Source organism: Bradyrhizobium sp. 613_E4_N2_2, from assembly GCF_052075995.1.
Taxonomy (GTDB): Bacteria; Pseudomonadota; Alphaproteobacteria; order Rhizobiales; family Xanthobacteraceae; genus Bradyrhizobium; species Bradyrhizobium barranii.
This window is the reverse complement of sequence record NZ_CP197234.1, coordinates 2,968,118-2,991,313: the sequence shown is the minus strand read 5'-3', so window position 1 is coordinate 2,991,313 and position 23,196 is coordinate 2,968,118. Positions and strand designations below refer to the sequence as shown.

Here is a 23,196-nt window from a genome sequence, read left to right as displayed (position 1 = left end):
GGCACAGGCCGCGCAGGCTCGCCCGGTGCCTCGCCTGTCAGAGCGGGATGCGCCGAAAACGCCGCAGCCCGGTCATTTCCCTGTGAGGAACGGTTCGGTTGATGGCACGATAGTTGCCGAACTCGTCCCGCGGTGCACTCCTAAGAAGTAGTCGTGCTGACTGCCGCTTGTTCGCAATGCGTATCTCCGCTTCTGACGGTTGATCACCTATATCACGCCCCGCCTCCAAAGATCCGTGGCGCGATCTCTCAGCGTATCGATAGCGCGTTCAGGCGTGATGTAGTCGATCTCGCTACGCGTCAAGCCGATATCCATCAGCTCCCTGTCACTCAGGTCCTGCAATGCGACCTGCGGGCGCTGCCGCCGCTCCTGAAACGCACGCCAGTATCGCTTGATCAGTCCCAAGACGATGGAGAGGTCGAGGCGAAGCCTCGCGGCATCGCGCTCAATCTCGGATGAGATGTTCGTCTGTTGGGGTGGCATCGGATGCTCCTGCTGTTGTGCCGGCAGGGAGCGAGGCCAAACAAAAGGCCCCGTCCGATGCCGGCGGGGCCTGGTGGAAAAGATGTCGTCGTCGAATTCCTAGCGCGCGACTCCTTCCACGGCCCAGCCGAAGCGGGTCATGTGGTTGCGGTTGAAATGGCGCAACGATTTGATCATGCGGCGCCAATACCACGGCAATCGTGCAAAATCAAGGGATGTGCGGAGGTCGGTTACACCTTGGAGGCGAGTCCCTCGCTCCGACGAATTCGCTCATTCGACGCGACGGTTCATGTCCCCTACGCGAGGGGCATTCCAAAGCGGACGTTTACGACCGCTCCGAGAGGGCGGCCATTGCCCCCTGGGACATTCTCAACAGCCGGCCGACCTGGACGAGCCGACAGGCTGCGCGCATCAACGGACGTGCGTCGCTTAGGGACGAACGCGGATAATCGTATTTCCCTTACGTCGCTCGGTCGAATTTAAGGCGGCGACGGCATCGTCGAGGCTCGAGACGTTGCCGATGTTAGTCCGCAGTCGTCCGTCCCGCACCCGCTGGACGATCTCACTCAGTTGGGCACGATCAGCCTCGACGACGAAGTCGATCGCCAGCCCGTTGGAAGGCCGCGCCTCCGTCGGCCCGACGATGGACACAAGTGTTCCCCCGGCTCGAATGAGTGCTGTGGACCGCTTCTGGATGTCACCACCGATGACATCGAACACCAGATCGACTTCGCCGATGTCCTCCAGTGCGTCGTTGTCGAGGTCGACGAACTCCTTCGCACCGAGGTCGAGCACTGTCTGACGATCGGCGGCACGTCCGGAGCCGATGACGTAAGCTCCAGCCGCTCGTGCGAGTTGCGTCACCATAGACCCGACTGCGCCCGCCGCCCCGTGTGCCAGCACGCTCTGCCCCGCCTGAAGGCAACCGTGCTGGAACAGCCCTTGCCACGCGGTGAGGCCCGAGATCGGCAGGCTCGCGCCCACGGTAAAGTCGACGTCGCCAGGCAGCGGCGCAAGGTTGCGCGCCTCGATCGCCACGTACTCGGCCAGCGTGCCGTCGCGATACCAGTCCGCGAGGCCGAACACCCGTTGTCCCACCGACAGCCCCGTCGTTCCATATCCAAGGGCAGAGACCACTCCGGCCAGCTCGTGCCCAGGGATCGACGGCGTTCGGTCGCGATCAAGGCGATCGGCCCAGCTCGAGGGCCACGCAAGCTCAGTCGGGATAAATCTCGACGCATGAACCTGGACGACGACATCGTTTATCGCTGCCTGCGGCTCGGGCCGGTGCACCAGTTTCATACCGGCCGTTCCCGCGGCTTGCTCCGTTACAACGATCGCCTTCATGAGATTTTCTCCTTGGTCATTTGTCTCTTCGGTGGAAATGTGAGGGAGCGCGCACGCGCCGGCTTTCCACAAAATGCCAGCCAGTGTGGAACTCCTGTCTCCGTGTCGGCGATTGAGTTGTCTGCACCGATCGGAACTCCCGCCAAGCCCGATGGATCGGGCTCGCTCCGATCCACGGTCGTAGCGAGTAGATGCGTCGCGCCTGGCCATAAAAAAGTACCAAGATTGACGATTCTGGCTGTACCAACCGATGCCGTGATGTCGGCCTTGAGACTGTGAGCCGACGAGAATCGCAAGACTGGGCTTGGCAAGTTGCTGCCGAGACCAACCGACTGGACTTATTCAGTCACCGGGGCATTGCGCGAGAACGTCGCAATCATAAGTTCGGGATCAATCAAAACGTAGCAAGCGGCGACGGTGTCGCCGCCTGCTCTTCAAAGGCTAGATCAAGGCGCGAGATGTGCCTTGATCTCCGCCGACATCTGCCGAATCGCGGCCTTGGGCTCGGGGTCGCTCTGGATGCCGTTCAGCAGGACGAAGTCGTGGATCATCCCGTTGTAGCGGGTCGCGATCACGGACACTCCGGCCTCCTTGAGCTTGCGCGCGTAAGCCTCGCCTTCGTCGCGCAGCGGATCGTTCTCTGCGGTGATGACAAGAGCCGGGGGAAGCCCCTTCAATTGCTGCAGGCTGGCGCGCAGCGGCGAGACGTAGGGGTTGTTGCGCGTCACTGCGTCCGGCGCGTACAGATCCCAGCCGTATTTCATGAAGGCGCGGGCGAGAAATCGTCCCGTGCCATATTCGTGGTAGGATGCGGTGTCGACGCTGGCGTCGGTCGCCGGGATCATCATGACCTGATAGCTGATCTTGGGTCCGCTGCGGTCTTTGGCCATCAGCGACAATGCCGCGGTCATGTTGCCGCCAACCGAATTGCCGGCCACTGCGATCCGGCTACCGTCCGCGCCGAACTCTTCGGCGTGGCCCGCCACCCATTTCAGCACCGCATAGGACTGGTCGAGCTGCGTGGGGAAGCGCGCCTTCGGCAGGGACGTGTACTCAACGAAAACACCGATCTGGCCGGAGCCGACCACCAGGTCGCGCAACAGACGCTGATGGTTCTGGAAATTGCCGACGATCCAGACGCCGCCGTGAATGAACAGCAGTACGCCGGGCTTTCCGGTCACGTGCTCGGGCTTCATGATGTAGATTTTCACGGACTGACCATCCTGGGTGATGGTCTGCTCGGTCGTGTTCACCCCCGACATGTCGACTGGCGTCTTGTTCTGAAGCTCCGTCAGGATGTCCTGCGGCTTGGGCTGGGGCAGCTCCCAGAACGGGCTCGGATCCTTGTTGATCTCGCGCAGGAAGGCGCGAACCTGGGGATCGATCCGGGGGTCGGTCCCGGCGTCTGGGGCCGCATCGGCGGCTTGGGTCATGAGGATTGCTCCGAGGCTGAGGATTGCGAGTGAAGAGAACAGTTTCATGGTCAACTTTTGCTTGGGGGTAGACGCACTCGCACAGCTAGCCCGCGCGGAGGGGCTGCCGCTTCTGTCAAATGACCAGTCCGATGACGGGACGGCGATCAGTCCGCGGGGCGGCTGATGCTTGCGAGAACGGGGCGTAGCCCGGACCGCGAGGTAATTCCGGCCTTCGAAAAGATCCGGTGCAGGTGGTACCCGACGGTTCTGTGGGACAGATACAGTCTGGCGCCGATCTCCTTGTTCGAGAGACCTTCGGCGGCGAGTTGCGCGATGTGAAGCTCCTGCGGGGTCAGCGTGTCCCACACCTGTTCGGTTCGCCGGCGGCTGGTTTCGCCCGACGCGCGCAGTTCCTCGCGGGCCCGATCGCTCCAGGGCGAAGCGCCGAGCGCATCGAACATGTCGCGTGCCTCGCGCAACGGAGCCCTCGCATTGGCGGATCTGCGCTGGCGGCGCAGCCATCCGCCATAGGCCAGGAGAAAACGGGCTCGCAGGAACGGCCATTTCTTCGCGGCCGGCCCAGGATCTTGCAGTCCAAGACCTTGCAGTCCAAGACCTTGCAGGAAGAACGGCTCGGCGTCTTCCGGCGCAGCGAGGAACGCCTTGCCATATTGCAGCATCGTCCCGACCCACGGCACCGGCGTCGGAGCCGAGGCGCGCTCGATCTCATCGAGCACGCGGCTCGCCTCGTCCGCATTGCCGGACGACACGGCGGCCTCCACGAAGTCCGCGAGGCCAAAGAACTGAAGGCCGAAATTGAAAGCGGGATCGGCCGGCGTGAACAGGCGTCGCAGATGCTCAAAGGCCTCCCAATGACGGCCCGCGCCGATTGCGGATACGCCTCGTGCGATCTGCAACATGGCCAGCAGGAAACTCGCGCCGATGGACAGGGCCAGGGCTTCCGCCTGCGCCGCATACGCTTCGGATTGCTCCAGATTGCCTTGCATTCCTGCGAGCCTGGCTTTCAGGATCGTGGCTGCGGCAATCCACGGAAGCCCGCCGGTCTCTTCGGCAAGCCGGGCGGATTCCTCGGCCTCCCTCATGGCGCCCCGCCAGTCACCGACTTCCATTTCCGCCCACCCTTGGGCGAAAAGCACCCGGGCGAGATCGCTGAGCCGTCCCTGCATGCGCAGCACGGCACTGGACTCGGCGAGAAAGTTCACGCCGATGTCGAAGGTCCCGATGACATTGGCGGTGCTGCCGAGGATGCTCGCAACGGTGGGGTCGCTGTGCGCCGTTCCCGCAAGCCCCTGAAGCTTGAGGTACAAGTCCGCCCCCCGCCGCAGCGGCTCGACGTAAGCGGATATCGCGATCAGGCGGGGGTCCCCGTCAGGCAATTCCAGCCGCGCAGCCGCATCGTGAACCCTTGCGCAGAGTTCATCGCTTGCGCTGCTCCACCAGCAGCGTTGCGCGGCTCGCCAAAGAAGATTGGCGGCCAGATCGATCGCGCCGGCGGCGTGGGCTTTCGCGGCGAACCCGATCAATGCGAGAATCTTCGCGGGATCGTTGACCGCCGGGGGCTGGCTGATCTCACGGCACCAGGCGATCCGGACCAGCGCCAACTGGTTCGTCTCGTCGATGTCGGCCTGCCGCAGCAGGCGCTCCATGAGCTCCGGCTGCCCCAGATCGGCGGCGAGTTCGGCCGCTCGCAACAGCCGGTCGCCTCTCGCCTTCGCCGTGCTGCTCAGCCGTGCCGCGCTTTCCAGAACCTCGATCGCCATCGCCACGGCGCCGCGCCGCAACGCGCGCGCCGCCATCAGGTCGTATTCGCCGGCGAGCTCGTCGTCAGGTCCGATCGTTGCTGCGGCACGATGCCACAATTGGCGGTCGAGCTGATCGTGAATCACGGCAGCAAGCGCGGCGTGGATCCTTTGGCGGGTCGCCGGGTCGGCGGCCTGGTGCATGGCGGAGCGAACGAGCGGATGCCGAAACCTCACCTCCGTCCCGTTGATCTCGATGAGCTTCGCGGCGACCGCGGGCGCGATGGCATCGATACCCACGCGCTCGCCCAACACGGCTTCGGCGGCGGAAAGGATTTCGTGGAGCGATGTCCCGTCGTTCTCCGCCGTCACGAACAACAGCAATTGCGCGATGTGCGGGAGGTCGGACAAGCGACTGGAGAAGGCGCGCTCGAGCCGGTCGGTCAGCGGAAGCCAGGGCGCATCTCCAGCGGCTCGTTCTCCGCGGGGCAGCTCCACAAGGGCCAGCGGATTGCCCGAGGCCTCCCGAAGGAAGCGGCTGCGCAGCTCCGCCGGAAGGCCCGGCGCGTTGGCGTCCAGCAAGCGCTCGGCGTCGGCTTGATCGAGCCCTGAAAGGCGCAGCCTCAGGGTGGAGGCGTCGCCAAGCGAACTCTTGAAGTCGTCGCGCATGGCGACCACGAGAACGATCGGGTCCGAGCTCAGTCTGCGCGAGACGAAGGCCAGCACCTCAAAGGTCGCCTGATCCAGCCATTGGGCATCGTCGGCAACAAGTAGCAGAGGCTCGCGCGTCGCCCTTTCGCTCAGAAGAGACAGCGTCGCGAGCGCGACCAGGAAGATATCGGGCGGCCCCGCGTCGTCATGCATGCCAAAAGCGGCCAGCAAGGCCGATCGCTGGCGAGGGACAAGGCCCTCGGCCCCTTTCATCAGCGGACGCAAGGCCTGTTCAAGTGCTGCAAACGGCAAATGGACTTCGGCGAGGACGCCGGTCATGCTCAAGACGGAGAAGCCGCGTTCACTGGCTCTGTGCCTGGCAACATCGAGGAGCGCAGATTTTCCGATGCCGGGCTCACCGCTGATAACAAGCGTGGAGCCACCTTGGTCGATCCGTTCGATCAGGTGATCGATCAGCGCAATGTCCTGCGCGCGACCCTGCAAACTGGGGGACGCAAGGGTAGCGCCAACCCGCCCTTTCCGCGGCGAGGTCGCCTTTTTCGCCCGTCTGGTCATCGCATAACCGTTGGTGAGACCGCACCCTTTCGAACTTGACCGAGGTTAAACGTTACCATGTACCGGGAACCAGAGGAGAGCCATATACGTGATGGCTGCTTCCGGCGTGTCTCGCCTGCTGCAGCAGGCTTTGGCCCGTCGGATTGATACAGGCCTAGCCGCGCACCAGCGAGACCAGCCAGCTGCGGCCGAACAAGATGAGGATCGCGAGCGCGTAGACGATGGTGCCTCCGACGGCCAGCAGCACCAGCATCAGCTCATCGCGGAAGTGCATCGAGCCCAGCATAGAACCGCTGAAGCGCGCGATCAGCCAGAACGTGGCGGCGAGGATCAGTCCGGTCAGCAGGAATTTGGCGAGCGACAACAGCCAGGCGCGGTCCAGCACGAGAAAGCCGCGCCGCACGGCGAAGAACAGCACCAGCAGCAGATTGGTCCAGACACCGACGGCGGTTGCGAGCGCCAGGCCGATCTGGGCGAGCGATCCCATCAAGGCCACCTTCAGGGCGACGTTGACCGCGATGCCGGTCAGCGAGGCGCGCACTGGCGTGGCGGTGTCCTTGCGGGCATAGAAGGTCGCGACTGCGCTGCGGATCAGCACGAAGGGGATCAGGCCGATGGCATAGGCCGCGAGCGTGGCGCCGGCGGCGGCGGCATCGGCCTTCGAGAACGCGCCACGGGCGAACAGCGCACGCATGATCGCGTCGGGCACGGTGATGAAGGCCGCCACGAACGGGATCGAGAACAGCAGCGTGAAATCGAAGGCGCGGCGCTGCGCCTTCATCGCACCGTCATGATCGTTGGCGGTGATCCGCCGCGACATCTCCGGCAGCAGAACCGTGCCTATCGCGATGCCGATCACACCGATCGGCAGCTGGTTGAGGCGGTCGGCATAATAGAGCGCGGACAGCGCGCCTGCCGGCAGGAAGGTCGCGATGATGGTGTCGGCGAACAGCGCAACCTGTGTGCCCATCGAACCCAGCGTCGCCGGGCCGAGCGCCTTGAAGAAGCCGCGGACGTCTTCGTCAAGCTTCAACGGCGCAAAGCGCGGCAGGCCGCCGTGGCGCGCGAGATCGCCCGCGAGCAGGAAATATTGCAGGAAGCCGGAGATCAGGACGCCCCAGGCGGCGGCGTGGCCCGCGCTGGGAAACCAGGCGGCGAGCGCCAGCGTCATCATCATGGAGATGTTGAGGAAGATCGATGCCGCCGCGGCGCTGGCAAAGCGCTGCATCACGTTGAGCATGCCGCCATAGAGCGTCACCAGCGTGATCAGCAGCAGATAGGGAAAGGTGATCCGTGTCAGCTCGATCGCGAGCTTGCGCTGCTCGGCATCCTCGGAAAAGCCCGGCGCCAGAATGCTCATGGCCTGCGGCATGAACAGCCAGGCGACGATCAGCAGCACCACCTGCGAGGCCAGCAGTAGCGTGAAGATGCGGTCGGCGAACAATTTTGCCGCCCCCTCCCCGCGCTCGCCATGGACATGCGCATAGGCGGGCACCCAGGCGGCGTTGAAGGCGCCCTCGGCGAAGATCGCGCGGAAATGATTGGGCAGCCGCAGCGCCACGAAAAAGGCGTCGGCCACGGGGCCGGCGCCCAGGATCGCCGCGAGCATGATGTCGCGGGCAAATCCCGTCAGCCGCGAGAGCAGCGTGTAACCACCGACCGTGAAGATGCGTCCGAGCATGCGTCTGTTTTAGAGACTTATCAGCCCAACGATAAGGCTTTGAAGTTTGACGTGATCAAAAAAGACGGGCGCTCGGCTTGCGATGTGCATTGCTGTGCCCTCTCCCCTTGTGGGAGAGGGCAGCGCCGCAGGTAGATACAAACTCAATCGGGTGAGGGGTCTCTCTCCCAGCTTTCCGTGCGGAGAGAGACCCCTCACCCGTCTCGCCGCCATCGCCATAGCCGATGCAAAGCATCGGCGTTCTTAAGGGACGGCGGCCGAAGGCCGCCTATGCCACCCTCTCCCACAGGGGGAGAGGGAAAGGAGGGCAAAACGGCGAAATCAGCCCGCGATCGCGCCGCGCACTGCGGCGATGATTCGCTCCTGGTCGGCTTCCGTCAGGTAGGCGTGCATCGGCAGGCTGATGACGTCCTGCGACAGGTTCTCGCAGCCCGGCAGGCCGCCGTCCGCGACCGGATACTGCCTGTAGGCGGTCTGCTGGTGCATCGACTTGCCGTAATAGATCGCGGTCGGCACGCCCTGGGCCTTCAGCGCGGCGGCAAAGCCGTCGCGGTCGGTGCCCTCAGGAAGACGGATCGTATACTGCGCCCAGACCGAGGTATTGCCCGGCGCAAGCCGCGGCACGGTGACGACGTTGGACAGGCCACGCGCGTAACGCTCCGCAACCTTGTTGCGGGCGGCGATCTCGTCGTCAAAAATCTTCAGCTTCTCGATCAGGATCGCGGCCTGCATGGTGTCGAGCCGGCCGGTCAGGCCGAGGCGGACGTTGTCGTATTTGTCGACGCCCTGCCCGTGCACGCGGATGCTGCGCAGCGTCGCGGCGAGCTCGTCGTCATCGGTGAAGATCGCGCCGCCGTCGCCGAAACAGCCGAGCGGTTTGGCCGGGAAGAAGCTGGTCGCGGTGGCGAGCCCGAAGGTGCCGAGCTTGCGGCCCTTGTAGCTCGCACCAAACCCCTGTGCGGCGTCGTCGAGCACGAACAGGCCTTCGGCCCTGGCGATCTCGGCGATGGCATCGTGGTCGGCGGGCTGCCCGAACAAATCGACCGGAATCACCGCGACCGGCTTCAGGCCGGCCTTGCGGGCGGTCGCGATGCCGCGCTTCAGCGACTCCGGGCTCATGTTGAAGGTGGCCTCATCGACATCGACGTAGACAGGCGTCGCGCCGGTGCGCGCCACCGGCGACGCGGTTGCGATGAAGGTGAAAGACGGGCACAGCACGGCATCGCCGGGGCCGACATTTTTCGCCATCATGACCATCAGGATCGCATCGGTGCCGCTGGCGCAGCCGATCACGTGCTTGGCGCCGCTATAGGCCGCAAGCTGCTTCTCGAGCTCGGCGACTTCAGGACCATTGACGAACTGGCAATGGTCGAGGACGCGCTTGACGGCGGCATCGAGCGAGGCGCCGAGCCGGCGGCGCTGCGAGGCGACGTCGACGAAGGGAATGGGTTCGGAACGCAGATGCTGGTTCATGGCGCCTTGCGGGTTTTGAGCGGTCGACATGGAGAAGAGATCAGCCCGCGACGCGGCGCGGGCCCTTGCGGGCGGACGACGTGGCTGCGGGCCGCGACGGTGTTTCCAGGCACTGCGTGGCGATCTCGAGACTGGCGACGCCCTCGTCGCCGGTGACCGCCGGCGTCTCGCCGTTGCGGACGGCCTTCAGGAACGCGATCAGCTCGGCGCGGAGCGGCTCGTCATGGCCGACCGGCAGATGCCGCATCGAATAGCTGCCGTCCGGCTTGAAGCCGAAGCACTCGGTGACCTGGCGCGTCAACAGATCGCCCATCACGTATTTGCCGCGGGTCGCGACCGTGACGCTGCGCGCCTTGAACGGCGTCAGCCAGTTGGTGTTGATGTGCGCGAGCACGCCGTTGGCGGTGCGGAACTGCAGGAGCGCGATGTCCTCGCGCTCGGCGACCGCGCTCGACAATTGCGGCTGCACCTCGACGATGTCGGATTCGGTGAACCAGCGGATCAGATCGATGTCGTGCACGGCGAGATCGATGACGACGCCGACATTGGACATGCGCGGCGGGAACGGACCGACACGGGTGATCGCGATGGAGAGAATATCCTCGCCAGCGATCGCCTGCTTGACGGCGGCGACCGCCGGATTGAAGCGCTCGACATGGCCGATCATCAGCGTCACGCCGGCCTTTTGCGCGGCGGCGACGATCTCGCGACCTTCCGCGACCGTGGAGGCGATCGGCTTCTCCACCAGCACATGAACGTTCCTGGCGATGCAGGCGAGCGCGACCTCGTGATGCAGATGGGTCGGCGCGGCGATGGTGACGGCGTCGACACCTTCGGCGAGGAGTTGGTCGAGCGTCTCGAAACCCTGGCAGCTGGCAAGCTCGGTGGTGCGCGTCAGATGCGCCGGCGACGGATCGACCACACCGACGAGGCTGACGCCTGGAAGACCCGCGAGCACGCGCGCATGGTTGCTGCCCATCACGCCCGCGCCAACGACGCCAACGCGCAAGCCGGCCTTTGCCGGTGCAAACCCTTTGGAACTCATCTGAGTAAACCCCGATTCAACGCAAATCCCCGGGCCGCTTCTAGCACGGGCGCCACATTTGTGGCGAATGTCAGCCGAATTGACCGGACACGATTTGATTCAAAAAGTTACACGTTCCCCGGGCCTTAGCGCCAAAAGCTTGCGCCTTCCGGCCCGGGTCGCGTGATTCGGAGCTTGCTGGTTACGACCTTTGATAGTCGTCTTCAATCCGGATGATGTCGTCTTCCCCGAGATAGCTCCCGGTCTGGACCTCGATGAGTTCCAGCATGATCTTGCCGGGGTTCTCCATCCGGTGCACCGCGCCCATCGGGATGTAGATGGACTCGTTCTCGTGCACCGTCTTGACGGTCTCGTTGACGGTCACCCGGGCGGCGCCGCGGACGACGATCCAGTGCTCGGCGCGATGATGGTGCTTCTGCAGCGACAGCCGCCCGCCCGGCTTGACGACGATGCGCTTGACCTGGTGGCGCTCGCCATTGTCGACGGACTGGTAGCTGCCCCAGGGCCGGTGCACTTTGAGATGCTCCTCGGTGACCTTCGGTGCGACCGCCTTCAGCTTCGTCACGAGGCGCTTCAGGCCGTTGGCATCCTTCTGGCGCGAGACCAGCACCGCATCCGCGGTGGCGACCACGACGAGATCGTCGACGCCTTCGAGCGCGACCAGCGCTGCATCTGTGGTGACGTTGCAGTTGCGCGAGTCTTCGAACACCGCGCTGCCGTGCGAAGCATTGCCTTGCGCGTCCTTCTCCGACAACTCCCACACCGCGTGCCAGGAGCCGACGTCGGACCAGCCGCAGGACACCGGCACGACCGCTGCGCGCGAGGTCTTCTCCATCACCGCATAGTCGATCGAGATCGCCTTCGCCGCGCCGAACGCCTCGGGCTCCAGCGTCACGAAGCCGAGATCGCGGCCGGCATTGCTCACCGCATTGGAGATCGCCTCGACGCTCGCCGCGTCGACCCTGCGGTATTCGTCGAGCAGGACAGTGGCCGGGAACATGAAGTTGCCGCTGTTCCAGAGATAGCCCGAACTGAGGTAGTCGGCCGCCTTCACGGCATCAGGCTTTTCGACGAAGCGCGCGACGGCGTGCACCTCGCCGGAGATCACCTCGCCCGGGCTGATATAGCCGTATTCAGTCGCCGGCCGCTCCGGCTTGACGCCGAAGGTGACGATGCGCCCGGCGCTCGCGGCGGTGAGGCCTTCACGGCACGCCGCGACGAAGGCCGCATTGTCCTGCACCACGTGGTCGGCGGCGAGCGCGAGCACGATCGCGTCACTGGTGCGGTTCTGCGCGAACACCGCGCCCGCGGCGATCGCAGGGCCGGAATCGCGCCGCATCGGCTCGAGGATCACGTCGGCCTCGATGCCGATCTCGGCAAGCTGCTCCAGCACCATGAAGCGATAGGACGCATTGGTGATAACGATCGGACGATCGAACAGCGAGGCATCCGACACGCGCAGCAGCGTGTCCTGGAAGGTCGAGCGCGTGCCGAACAGCGGCAGGAACTGCTTGGGGCGCACCTCGCGCGAAGCCGGCCACAGCCGCGTGCCGGCACCGCCGCACATGATCAGGGGGATAATGCGTTTGTCCATCGTCATTTCAAACCTTGAAGTAGTCCCGATACCAGGTGACAAAATTGCGGACCCCGAGCGCGATCGGCGTTGACGGTGCAAAGCCGGTGTCGCGCGTCAGATCCTCGACATCTGCGAACGTTTCCAAGACGTCTCCCGGCTGCATCGGCAGCAATTCTTTGATTGCCGTCCGACCCAGCTCCTGCTCCAGAAGCCCGACGACATGCATCAGCTCTTCCGGATGGTGGTTGCCGACATTGTAGACCTTAGACGGCGCATTTGCGGCAGCCGGGTTATCCGCGGGCACCTGATCGATCAGCTTGGATACTCCACGGGTGACGTCGTCAATATAGGTGAAGTCGCGACGCATTTTGCCATGGTTAAAGAGCCGGATCGGACGCTCCGCCATGATGGCGTTCACGAACAGAAACAGGGCCATGTCGGGCCGTCCCCACGGGCCGTAGATGGTGAAGAAGCGCAGGCCCGTGACCGGCAGCCGGTAGAGATGGCTGTAGGACTGCGCCATCAATTCGTTCGCCTTCTTGGTCGCGGCATAGAAGCTCACGGGATGGTCGGTCCGGTCCTGCACGGCAAATGGCAGTTTAGTGTTGGCGCCATAAACGGAGGATGACGAGGCGTAGACGAGATGACGACAAGAGTTGTTGCGGCAGCCCTCCAGCACGTTGAGAAAGCCCTGGAGGTTGGAATCGGCGTAAGTGTGCGGATGGTCGATCGAGTAGCGCACGCCGGCCTGGGCCGCGAGATGCACGACTTTGTCAAATCGATGTCGCGCAAACAGCGCCGCGATGGTGTCGCGGTCGGCAAGATCGGCCTCGACGAAGGCGAAGCGGGAATCGTTCCGAAGCAGCGCCAGGCGCGCCTGTTTCAGCGCCGGGTCGTAATAGCTGTTGAGATTGTCGAGCCCGACCACGGGCCGGCCCTCGGCCAGGAGTTGCCGGGCGACGTGAAAGCCGATGAACCCGGCGGCTCCCGTGACCAAAATCGCCTGATCCGTCATCCTGTTCCCAAGCGATCTGTTGCCACGCGGTCCCCAAGCCGGCCCCGCGGCGCCTCTTTAGCCGCGGTATCGAGGCCGTCGCAATAGCCCCGCGGCTATTCATCACCGCTCCGGATAAGCGCTATTGCAAGATCGGCGCCAAGACCATACCAAAGCGGCCGAATTCGACGCCTCGCGTCGGGTTGCCTCAAATCTTCGCAAACCCTGTTCATGCGGGCGAGATGCGCCGAATCCTGCTGTCGACGGCCAAAATCCTGATTTCCGGAGCGCTGCTCTACCTGGCGCTGCGCAAGGTCGATCTGTCCGAACTGTTTTCGCGCCTGACCGCGACCAGCCTGCTCTGGATCGCCATGGCGATCGCGGTCACGTTCCTGCAAATCTTCGTCGGCGTGGTCCGCTGGCGCGAGATCAGCGCCGAATGCGGCGCGCCGCTCGAGCTCGGCCGCGCCATGCGCTACAACGTGATCGGCGCGTTCTTCAACCAGACGCTGCCCTCCGCGATCGGCGGCGATGCGGTCCGGCTGTGGCTGGTCGCGCGCGCCGGCGCCGGATGGCGCGCGGCCACCTACTCGATCTTCGTCGACCGCGCGATCGGCCTCGTCGCGCTGGCGATCGTCGTCGTCGCGAGCCTGCCCTGGAGCTACGAGCTCATCACCGATCCGCATGGACGCTCGGCGCTGCTGCTCGTCGATTTCGCCGCGCTCGCGGGCGGCGTCGGTTTCCTGATCTTCGGCGCGCTGAAATGGTCGTGGCTGAAGACCTGGTGGGCCACCCATCACATCCATGCCTGCGCCGTGATTGCCAACCGCGTGATCTTCAACGCCAAGCGCGGACCGATCGTCGCAATTCTGTCGCTTCTCGTTCACGTGCTCGCCGTCGTCATTGCGTGGTGCGTGGTGCAGTCGATCGCCGCACCGGTCAGCTTCGGCCAGACATTCCTCCTCATTCCGCCGATCATGCTGATCACCCTGATGCCGATCTCGATCGCCGGCTGGGGCGTGCGCGAGGCGACGATGGGCCTGGCCTTCGGTTTCGCCGGACTTTCCGCCAACGAAGGCGTCAACGTCTCGCTGCTGTTCGGCGCCGTGCTCTTCATCGTCGGCGCGATCGGCGGCCTGGTCTGGATCCTCAGCGCGGAGAAGGCCGCGAAAGGGTCGGCGCCGCTCGGGGTGCCGGAGTGAGCCCAGCCATCGACGCTGTTGCCGCCATGTCCTCGCTGCTTGCCGTCGCGGTCGCCGCGCTGATGTCGGCGATCATCACCTGGACCAGCCGCCCCCTGCTCCAGCGCTATGCCCTGGCGCGACCGAATGCCCGTTCCTCGCATCGCATTCCGACCCCGCAGGGCGCCGGCATCGCGGTGATCACCGCCACGCTGCTGGTCGCATCGGCCTGGGCCGCCTGGGCGAACGTTGCGATCCCGCCGGCGCTGGTCATTGCAACGATCGTGATCGCCCTGGTCGGATTCGCCGACGACATCGTGTCGCTGCCGGTGTTGGCGCGGCTCGCGCTGCAAGCAGCCTGCGTCGGCGCGGTCGTGTTCACCGCGCCCGAGACCGCGCGCATCGTGCCGGCACTGCCGCTTCCGCTCGAGCGTGGCCTCATCCTGCTCGCCGGCGTCTGGTTCGTGAACCTCGTCAACTTCATGGACGGGCTGGACCTGATGACGGCCGCGGAAGTCGTGCCCGTCACCGCAGCACTGCTGCTGCTGGGACTGCTCGGTGACCTCTCGTGGCCCGCCGCGCTGATCGCCACGGCGCTGGGCGGCGCCATGCTCGGCTTTGCGCCGTTCAACCGTCCGGTCGCAAAAGTGTTTTTGGGCGATGTCGGCAGCCTGCCGATCGGCCTTTTGCTCGGCTGGTGCCTGCTGGAGCTCGCCTGGCACGGGCAGCCGGCCGCGGCGCTGCTGCTGCCGGCCTATTACCTCGTGGATTCCACCATCACGCTGTTTCGGCGCATCGCGCGGCGCGAACAATTCTGGTCGGCACACCGCTCGCACTTCTACCAGCGCGCCACCGATAACGGCTTCACGGTCCGCCGCGTGATCGGCGATGTGTTCGCGCTCAATCTATTGCTGGCGGTGCTTGCCATCATCACGGTTCGCGCAAGCTCGACCTCGGTCACATGGCTCGCGCTCGTCGCGGGCGCGATCGCGATCGGATTCGTGCTGCGCCGCTTCTCCCGCCCTCAGGCGTCCTGAGCCGACAGCGCGAGCCGCAGGCCCTCGTCGAGGGAGACCTCCGGCTGCCAGCCGGTCGCGATTGCCTTGGCGAGGTTGAGCTCGAGCGAGCCGATCAGGCTGTCATGGGTATCCTGCCGGCCCATCACGCTGAGCAGCGTTGAGAGCAGGTCCGGTGGCATGCCGAACAGCCGCGAGTTCTTGCCGGCAGCCTTTGCCAGCCGCTCGATGAATTCGGGCGTCGAGACCTGTTCCGTGTCGGCGACCAGGAAGATCTCGAAATTGCTCGTGGGATCGGGGTGAGCCAGCCGGCGCAGGATGAACGACGACAGATTCTGCACGGCCAGGAAGGCGCGCTGATTGCGGATCGCGCCAAAGGGCAGCGGCAGCCCCAGATTCACCGCGCGCGTCAGCAGCGCGAAATTGCCCTTGGCGCCCGCGCCATAGACCAGCGGCGGCCTGATCACCGAGATCTTCATGTCGCTGTCGCGCGCCAGCGTTCTCAAGCCCGCCTCTGCGGCGGCCTTGGACATGCCGTAGAGGCCGCGCGGCGTGAGGATGTCCTCTTCGCTGAACGGCGCGCGGCCTTCATTGCTGCGGCCGTGCACGAGAACGGTGCTGACGAAGATGAACTGGCGCACGCCCGCCGTCGCCGCGGAGCGCGCCAGGTGCAGCGTGCCGGCGATGTTGACGTTGCGGTAGAGCTGGACCGCGTGCTCCTCGTGCTTGTGATGCACGCGCGCGGCGAGATGGACCACGGCGTCGACGCCTTCGAGCGCCGCCTGCCAATCGGTATCGGGGCCGATCGATTCGATCACGACCTCGTCGTCGATCCCCTCCGGGCTGCGCACTGCGCGGCGGACCGACCATCCCTCGCGCGAGAGCTCAGGCGCAACATGACGGCCGACGAAGCCGCTCGCCCCTGTCACCAGCACGACCGGTTTTCGCTCGCTCATCGTTGCTCCGCCAGATCAGGGTTGCGCAACAATTCGTCGATCAGCCCGGCATAGGCGTTCATCGCGGTCGTCCGGTCGAATCTCGCTGCCGCCTTCACCGCGCGTTCGGCCATGGCGGCGGCGTCGCAACGGGATGCCGCGCGGATTGCGTCGGCGAGCTGATCGGCGCGGCCCGGCGTCACGACCCAGCCGAGCCCGTTCTCCACCACCGTCAACGCAGCCTCGGCCTCCGGCTCCGAGACCAGCGCCACGGGACGGCCGACCGCCAGCAGATTGTAGAACCGGCTCGGCACCGACACCCCCGCCACGTCCTTCCGGTACGGAATGATCCAGAGATTGGCAGCCGCCAGGAACGCCTCGAGCTCGGCATCCGCGACCCGCGCCACGAAGGACACATTGGGCAAGTTCGCTTCGGCCTGCAACTGCTTCAGCCGCTCGAAGCCGATACCCCAGCCGGACAGCAGGAAGTGGATGTCCGGCTCGTCTTTCAAAAGGCGTGCCGCCTCGAACACGATCTCCGGATCATGGGTGAAGCCGAGATTGCCCGACAGACCGACCATGAATCGCGCGGAAAGCGCTTTGCGGAACGGATTGTCCTGCGACAGGGGACGTGCCGCGGGAACGAGCGTCGCCCAGTTCGGGATGAAGCGGATCTTGTTCCGCGTCATGCCGGAATAGCTCAAGAGCGGCCGCTCCGCATCGCGGCCGATGGTGATGACGGCATTGAGCGCGCGGAACATCAGACTGTTGGCCGCGCGCATCGTCCGCGTCACCAACGAGCCGGGCTTCAGGATTTCCGCCATCACGAGAACATCGGGGAAGAGGTCGTGCATGATCAGCGCCGAGCGCGCGCCCTTGCATCTTGCCGCGGCCGCGACCGCGTAAGGCAGCATGAACGGCGCGGTGACGGTGACCACGACGTCACCTGCCCTAAGCTCCCGGATCAGCGCGAAGAAGGTGCGCGCCGCGAACAGCAGCTCGGACAATCCACGTCGCACCAGCGCGGCCTTTCCCGCCATCCGGTTCTTGATGGCAATTACGCGCGGCTTGCCCGGGCCGGTTTGCGAGGCCGGTAATTCACCGGGCGAGCCCGACAGTACGATGACCTCGTGGTCGACGGCGACGCGGCAAGCGATCTCTGCCATGATCGCCGCCGTCGTGCTCGGATCAGGCGGATAGTGCTGGCTCGCGACGACGATCTTGCCTTGAGACTGCATGGTCAGGCCGCGGTCGACCCGAATTCCGGAACCGCATCCTTCAGGATCGTCTTGATCGTGGCCCGATCGTCCCGCGCGATCGCCTGCTCCAGCGCCGCGACCCATTTGCGCAGCGTCTGCATCGGCGGCTCGTTCGGCTGTGCGGCCATGATGCCGGCGACACCGATCTCGCGGGTCGGCTCCTCGGAGGCGAACAGGATCTCGTGCAGGCGCTCGCCCGGCCGCATGCCGGTGAACACGATCTCGATGTCGTAGCCGGGCTGAAGGCCCGAGAGGCGGATCATGCGCTCGGCGAGATCGACGATCTTCACCGGCTGACCCATGTTGAGCACGTAGACCGAGACGTCGGGACGCTGCGTTCCGAGCGCATGCGTTGCCGCCGTGATGACGAGATCGCAGGCTTCGCGGATGGTCATGAAGTAGCGGACCATGTCGGGATGCGTGACCGTCACGGGGCCGCCGGCCTCGATCTGGGCCTTGAACTTCGGCACCACCGAGCCGTTCGACGCCAGCACGTTGCCGAACCGGACCGAGATCAACCGCATCGGCGGCCTGGCACTGCCGCTAGCTGCGGCAAGATCGTGGTCGAGCGCCTGGCAGTACATCTCGGCGAAGCGCTTGGTGAGGCCGAGCATCGACACCGGCTCGATCGCCTTGTCGGTCGAGATCATCACCATGGCTTCGGCGCCGGCGCCGTGCGCCGCATCGGCAACGTTGATCGAGCCGAAGATGTTGGTCTTGACGCCCTCGCTCCAGTCGCGCTCCAGGATCGGCACGTGCTTGAGCGCGGCGGCATGGAACACGATGTCCGGCTTGAACTCCGCCATCAGGCGGATGATGCGCTCGCGGTCGCGGATGTCGGCGATTCGCCCTTCGATCGCGGCCGCCGCGCCGTGCGCAGCGAGCGCTTCCGTGACCGCATAGAGCGCCGGCTCGGAATTTTCCACGATCAGGAGGCGCGCGGCGCCGAAGACGACGACGCGCTCGCAGATCTCGGACCCGATCGATCCGCCGCCGCCGGTGACGATGACAGCCTTGCCCTTGATCAGCGCTTCGAGCCGCGCGTAGTCGATCTTTTCGCTCGGCCGCAGCAGGAGATCCTCGACCGCGACGGCCGTGAGGCGCGGCGGGTCGCCGCTCTCCAGCGAGGGCATGCGGTTGACGATCACGCCCAGCTTGCGCGCGCGCATCAGGATCGATTCCGGATGAGCGTCCGGCTCGAACGCGGACGGCGTCATCACCAGGCGTGCGATCGGCTTGTCGCGTTTGGCGAAGTCGCCGACGACGTCCTCGATGTCGTCGAAGTCGCCCAGCACCGGCACGTTGCGGATGAACTGGCCGCGATCGGATCTCGACGGCGACAGCACGCCCACCGGCCAGATGCGCTTGATCGCCCCGCTCTCGATGCCGCGCAGCAGCACCTCGGCATCCGCGGCGCGGCCGATCAGCAGCGTCGGCGCGGCATCCTCGCCCCTCGCATGCCGCCGCACCCGCGTATAGCGGAAATAGCGATAGGCCATGCGCAGCGCGCTGAGGAAGGAGATCTCGAGGAACCAGTAGAGGACGATCGTTACCTTGCCGAGGAAGAAGGCGCCGCGGACGTTGGGGGCGACGAAGATGTAGTCGAGCGCCAGGAGGGCAACCGTCAGCACGGTCGCGACCCGGATGATGTTCAGCGCATCAGGCAGCGAGATGAAGCGCCATTTCGTCGTGGTCAGGTTGAAGAGGAAGAACACGACCACGCTGAAGGCGAGGAAGTAGGGCAGGATCTGGAACAGCAGCGGCAGGCGGTCGAAGAAGCCGTCGCCGCCCTCGAAACGCAGGTAGAAGGCTGCGAACAGCGCCGCCGTGGTCGCCAGCAGGTCGTGGAGCGCGATCAGGAAATTGCGCAAGGTGAGATGCGAAAGACGCGTCATCCGCCGACCGATGAAATCCCAGTTAGATGCAACCTGACCGCGCTGATAGCCCATCTCGTCAAGACTTGCCAGTACAAGGCTTGCCAGCCGCGCGGCCGTTCAGGAACCGGCTTCCCCCACCTTCGCCTCGGCGTGTCGGGCCCGGATCACCATGCCGCCCGCAACGCCGACGCCGATGACATACATCCAGCCCTCGTGGAAGTCGAACAGATGGGAGTTGAACAGCGAAGTGAAGACGTTCTGCACCACCACCAGCAGGCCAACCCAATGGGCCAGCCCGTCGCCGCGGAACAGCAGGAGATGCAGGATCCAGATCGCGTAGAGAACGACGATGCCGATGACGCCCCATTGCACGGCGACATTCAGCGTCTGGTTATGCGGATTCCCGATCACCTCGGCAGAGGCCTGGTAGTGGCCGCTGGGCGTCGCGACCGCTTCGAACAATCCGCGCGTCGAGCCGGTGCCGTGCCCCTTGATCGGCGCCTCCGCGAAGAAGCCGAGCGATTTCCGCCAGAATTCGAGCCGCAGGCCCAGCGAGGTCGGCTCGCCCTTTTCGACATAGCGCGTGTAGTCGCTGGCGAAGGTGTCCGCGGTCTTGCGCAATTGCGGCGAGGCCTGCCAGGCGAGAGCGGCGCCGGCGAGCAGAGCGGCCGAGATGATCGCGATGCTGCGCCAGCGCAGGTGCAGGAGTGCGAACACGCCGAACATGATCGGAACGGTGACCAGCGCGGTGCGCGACACCACCACGAAGGCCATGTTGACGAAGAAGCTCAGAGCCAGCGCGATCAATAGTCCCGCGAACCAATAGCGCTTCTCGCGCAGCAGCATCACGATGGGATAGGCGAGCGCGACCGCGCACAGCGCGAATTCCTGGCTCTGGTCGATGTAGTTCTTGACGAAGATGCCGCGCTCGAGGTGATCGGGCTTGAGCGTCAGGTTGGGATAGAAGGCCACCAGCCACGACATCACCGAGAGCAGCGCGCAGGACACCAGGAACGCGATGAACATCCAGTGCCCGCGCGACGAGCGCTCGAAATGATAGAGCAGCACGGGCAGCACGAGCAGCTTGACGGTCGGATTGACCGCATAAAGACGCGCACCCCAGGCCGCATCCGACCACAGCGTGCCCACCAGCGCGAGCAGGACCAGCGCGATCGGCGCGGCTGCGATCGGGCGCTTCAGCGATTGCAGGAATGCGCGCACGTCGAGAAACGGCACCATGCAGACCAGGAAAAGAGCGTTGAAGATCGCCGTGAGCGAGGTCGACCAGGGCAGCGAGGCCACGGTCAGGATCGCGAACAGGTCGGCCGTCTCGCACCACGCCGCCGGGCTGCGAAAGCGCCGCCACAGCATCTGGGCGGTCGTCTCCCGGGCGAGCGTCGTCGCTTGGTCCGTCACTTGCCCCCTCCCCGCGCGCGATGGACCAGCGCGGTCGTGCTGAAGCCCTGGAGGATGTCGACCAGCACGACGATTCCGCCGGCGGCTTCGACGACCTCGTGGCCGACCACCTGCTCGCGGGTGTAGTCGCCGCCCTTCACCAGCGCGCTCGGCTTGATCCGGGTGATCAAATCGATCGGCGTATCCTCCTCGAAGATGACGACGAGATCGACGGCTTCGAGCGCCGCGAGCACTTCCGCACGCGCCCGCTCGTCCTGAACCGGGCGATCGGCGCCCTTCAGCCGCCGCACCGAGGCATCGCTGTTGAGGCCGACGATCAGGCGATCGCAGGCTCCGCGCGCCGCGGTCAACACCTTGACGTGGCCGGGATGCAGGATGTCGAAGCAGCCATTGGTGAAGCCGACGCGCAGGTCCTGCCGGCGCCATTCCGCGAGCTGTGCGTCGAGCGTATCAGGCTCGAGCACGATCTTCTCCTCAGCCGCGAGATAAGCATGCGGCAGGATCTTCCGCCGCAGCTCGGCCGCGCTCACGCTGGCCGTGCCTTGCTTGCCGACGGCGACGGCAGCGGCCGCATTGGCCATCCGCAACGCCGTGTCCCAGTCCGCGCCTGCCGCGAGCGACACCGCAAGCGCGGCGGCGACGGTGTCACCGGCACCGGAGACGTCGCGCACCTTCACGGGGACAGCCGGAACGTGAACGGCCTCGCCATTGCGCGGCACCAGCGTCATGCCGTGCTCGCCTTGCGTGACCAGGATCGCCTCGCAATCGGCGAGCCGCATCACGTCCTCGCTGGCATCGACGATGCTCTGCGGCGTGTCGGCGCGGCTGCGCGTCGCCTCCGAAAATTCCTTGCGATTGGGCGTGAGCAGCGTGGCGCCGCGATAGATCGCCCAGTTCAGGCTCTTGGGATCGACGATCACGGGCTTGCCGAGCGTTCGCGCGGCGTCGATGGTGTGGCGGATCACCCGCGCGGTCAGCACGCCCTTGGCGTAGTCGGAGAGCAGCACGATGTCGGCGCGCGCGATCTGCGGCAGGATTGCGTCGATCAGCGTGGTCTCGATGTCGTCGGAGGCAGGCACCGCCTGCTCCCAATCCGCGCGCAGCATATGCGTGGAAAAATGCTCGGAGACGAAGCGGACTTTTCGCGTGGTCGGCCGCGACGGATCGCACACCAGCACGCTTTCGATGCCGGCATGCTCCGCAAGTGCCGCTTCGAGCCGCTTGCCCGCATCGTCCTCGCCGACGAGGCCGACGAAGATGCAGCGCGCCCCGAGGGAGGCGATATTGCGCGCGACATTGCCGGCGCCGCCGATATGGATCTCGCTGCGCTGGGCGGCGATGACAGGCGCCGGCGCTTCCGGCGAGATCCGCGACACCTCGCCATAGACGAACTCGTCCAGCATGATGTCGCCGATGCACAGCACCGTACGGCCTGAGATGGCTTGCGCGAGAGCGTCGAAATCGAGAATGGGGGTCGGCATGGTCCTTGAAGCCTCAGCGGAAGCGGTCTGGCCGGTCGAGATAATCGCCGACATAGGCTTTCACCGCATCCTCGAGCGTCGTGAAGCCGCCGTTATAGCCGGCGCGGCGCAGGCGATCGACCTCGCTCTGGGTGAAGTATTGATAGCTGCCGCGGATCTGCTCGGGCATGTCGACGTATTCGATGTTGGGCCTGGTGCCGAGCGCGGCATAGGCAGCTAGCATCAGATCCCTGAAGCTGCGCGCCTTGCCGGTGCCGACGTTGAAGAGACCGGACACCGACGGCGTCGCCAGCAGCCACATGACGACGCGGACGACGTCGTCGACATAGATGAAATCGCGGCGCTGATCGCCGTCGGCGATGCCCTCGCGGTGCGACTTGAACAGCTGCACGACGCGGCCCGCCCTCACATCATCGAAGCGGCGCGCCAGCACGCTCATCATCGAGCCCTTGTGGTATTCGTTGGGGCCGAACACGTTGAAGAATTTCAGTCCAGCCCATTGCGGCGGCAGCTTCTCGCCGCGCGCGACGCGCTCGGCGACGGCGAGATCGAACAGGTGCTTGCTCCAGCCGTAGAGATTCATCGGCCGCAGTTTCTTCAATGCGGGCAGTGAGGCGTCGTCGTCAAAGCCGTCGGCACCATCGCCATAGGTCGCGGCCGACGAGGCGTAGATCAACGGCACCGCATCCGCCGTGCACCAGTCCAACAGGCGCATCGACAGGCGAAAATTGGTCTCGATCACGAGGTCGCCGTCGGTCGCGGTGGTCTCGGAAATCGCCCCGAGATGGATCACGGCGTCGAGCTTGCGGCCCTTCAGCCAGTCGAGCAGCTCGGCCGGCGGGACGAGATCCACAAGCTGGCGCTTGGCGAGGTTTCGCCACTTGCCCTCGGTCCCGAGGAGATCGCAGACGACGACATCGCTGCGACCGACCTCGTTCAGCGCGGCGACGACATTCGATCCGATAAAACCGGCCCCACCGGTCACCAGCAACATTCCACCTACCCTGCCAGGTTTTGCCCTGCCCGATTT

At 65.3% G+C, this 23,196-nt stretch carries 17 protein-coding genes; 2 read left to right on the top strand and 15 right to left on the bottom strand.

Features of this window, described 5'->3' with window-relative positions:
- Window positions 1-207 precede the first annotated feature (207 nt).
- The 9 genes from AB7290_RS14025 to AB7290_RS13985 all read right to left on the bottom strand — a co-directional run bounded on the left by AB7290_RS14025 (window position 208) and on the right by AB7290_RS13985 (window position 13,022).
- Entirely contained in the window at window positions 208-483 is a 276-nt protein-coding gene (locus AB7290_RS14025) for a DUF1127 domain-containing protein (protein WP_085405854.1), read from the bottom strand.
- A 429-nt stretch (window positions 484-912) separates the two neighbouring features.
- Window positions 913-1,830 carry an NADP-dependent oxidoreductase gene (locus tag AB7290_RS14020; protein ID WP_028153041.1) on the bottom strand — a complete coding sequence of 306 codons (918 nt, stop codon included), beginning with the start codon at window positions 1,828-1,830 and terminating at the stop codon, window positions 913-915.
- Window positions 1,831-2,276: 446 nt separating this feature from the next.
- Window positions 2,277-3,263, bottom strand: a complete 987-nt coding sequence (locus AB7290_RS14015) for an alpha/beta hydrolase (RefSeq protein ID WP_245344299.1) — start codon at window positions 3,261-3,263, stop codon at window positions 2,277-2,279.
- A gap of 146 nt (window positions 3,264-3,409) precedes the next feature.
- The gene (locus AB7290_RS14010) at window positions 3,410-6,232 is read right to left on the bottom strand and encodes an ATP-binding protein (RefSeq protein WP_201266285.1); all 2,823 of its coding nucleotides are present in this window, start codon (window positions 6,230-6,232) and stop codon (window positions 3,410-3,412) included.
- Window positions 6,233-6,386: 154 nt separating this feature from the next.
- Window positions 6,387-7,913, bottom strand: coding sequence for a murein biosynthesis integral membrane protein MurJ (gene murJ / locus AB7290_RS14005; RefSeq protein ID WP_028153040.1), 1,527 nt, complete (start codon window positions 7,911-7,913; stop codon window positions 6,387-6,389).
- A gap of 321 nt (window positions 7,914-8,234) precedes the next feature.
- Window positions 8,235-9,386 (bottom strand): DegT/DnrJ/EryC1/StrS family aminotransferase, encoded by a 1,152-nt coding sequence (locus tag AB7290_RS14000; RefSeq protein WP_049807879.1) that lies wholly within the window; start codon window positions 9,384-9,386, stop codon window positions 8,235-8,237.
- A 40-nt stretch (window positions 9,387-9,426) separates the two neighbouring features.
- Window positions 9,427-10,431, bottom strand: a complete 1,005-nt coding sequence (locus AB7290_RS13995; RefSeq protein WP_028153038.1) for a Gfo/Idh/MocA family protein — start codon at window positions 10,429-10,431, stop codon at window positions 9,427-9,429.
- Between the two features lie 181 nt (window positions 10,432-10,612).
- Window positions 10,613-12,025 carry a mannose-1-phosphate guanylyltransferase/mannose-6-phosphate isomerase gene (locus AB7290_RS13990; protein WP_028153037.1) on the bottom strand — a complete coding sequence of 471 codons (1,413 nt, stop codon included), beginning with the start codon at window positions 12,023-12,025 and terminating at the stop codon, window positions 10,613-10,615.
- Window positions 12,026-12,032: 7 nt separating this feature from the next.
- Entirely contained in the window at window positions 12,033-13,022 is a 990-nt protein-coding gene (locus AB7290_RS13985; protein WP_085405851.1) for an SDR family NAD(P)-dependent oxidoreductase, read from the bottom strand.
- A 221-nt stretch (window positions 13,023-13,243) separates the two neighbouring features.
- On the opposite strand from AB7290_RS13985, the gene AB7290_RS13980 reads away from it, so the two are divergent.
- The gene (locus AB7290_RS13980) at window positions 13,244-14,203 is read left to right on the top strand and encodes a lysylphosphatidylglycerol synthase transmembrane domain-containing protein (protein WP_028153035.1); all 960 of its coding nucleotides are present in this window, start codon (window positions 13,244-13,246) and stop codon (window positions 14,201-14,203) included.
- Window positions 14,200-15,219, top strand: a complete 1,020-nt coding sequence (locus AB7290_RS13975) for an MraY family glycosyltransferase (protein WP_028153034.1) — start codon at window positions 14,200-14,202, stop codon at window positions 15,217-15,219. The genes AB7290_RS13980 and AB7290_RS13975 overlap by 4 nt, the downstream gene beginning before the upstream one ends.
- Here AB7290_RS13975 and AB7290_RS13970 read toward each other — a convergent pair.
- The 6 genes from AB7290_RS13970 to rfaD all read right to left on the bottom strand — a co-directional run bounded on the left by AB7290_RS13970 (window position 15,207) and on the right by rfaD (window position 23,160).
- On the bottom strand, window positions 15,207-16,154 hold the full coding sequence (locus AB7290_RS13970) for an NAD-dependent epimerase/dehydratase family protein (protein WP_085405850.1): 948 nt from the start codon (window positions 16,152-16,154) through the stop codon (window positions 15,207-15,209). The genes AB7290_RS13975 and AB7290_RS13970 overlap by 13 nt on opposite strands.
- Window positions 16,151-17,371, bottom strand: coding sequence for a glycosyltransferase family 4 protein (locus tag AB7290_RS13965; RefSeq protein WP_085405849.1), 1,221 nt, complete (start codon window positions 17,369-17,371; stop codon window positions 16,151-16,153). The genes AB7290_RS13970 and AB7290_RS13965 overlap by 4 nt, the downstream gene beginning before the upstream one ends.
- A 2-nt stretch (window positions 17,372-17,373) precedes the next feature.
- Window positions 17,374-19,287 carry a nucleoside-diphosphate sugar epimerase/dehydratase gene (locus AB7290_RS13960; protein ID WP_085405848.1) on the bottom strand — a complete coding sequence of 638 codons (1,914 nt, stop codon included), beginning with the start codon at window positions 19,285-19,287 and terminating at the stop codon, window positions 17,374-17,376.
- Between the two features lie 99 nt (window positions 19,288-19,386).
- Window positions 19,387-20,640, bottom strand: coding sequence for an O-antigen ligase family protein (locus tag AB7290_RS13955; RefSeq protein ID WP_049831969.1), 1,254 nt, complete (start codon window positions 20,638-20,640; stop codon window positions 19,387-19,389).
- Between the two features lie 41 nt (window positions 20,641-20,681).
- On the bottom strand, window positions 20,682-22,166 hold the full coding sequence (rfaE1, locus tag AB7290_RS13950; RefSeq protein WP_028153510.1) for a D-glycero-beta-D-manno-heptose-7-phosphate kinase: 1,485 nt from the start codon (window positions 22,164-22,166) through the stop codon (window positions 20,682-20,684).
- Between the two features lie 13 nt (window positions 22,167-22,179).
- A complete protein-coding gene (gene rfaD / locus AB7290_RS13945; RefSeq protein WP_028153511.1) occupies window positions 22,180-23,160 on the bottom strand; it encodes an ADP-glyceromanno-heptose 6-epimerase in 981 nt (326 codons plus the stop codon).
- Window positions 23,161-23,196 lie beyond the last annotated feature (36 nt).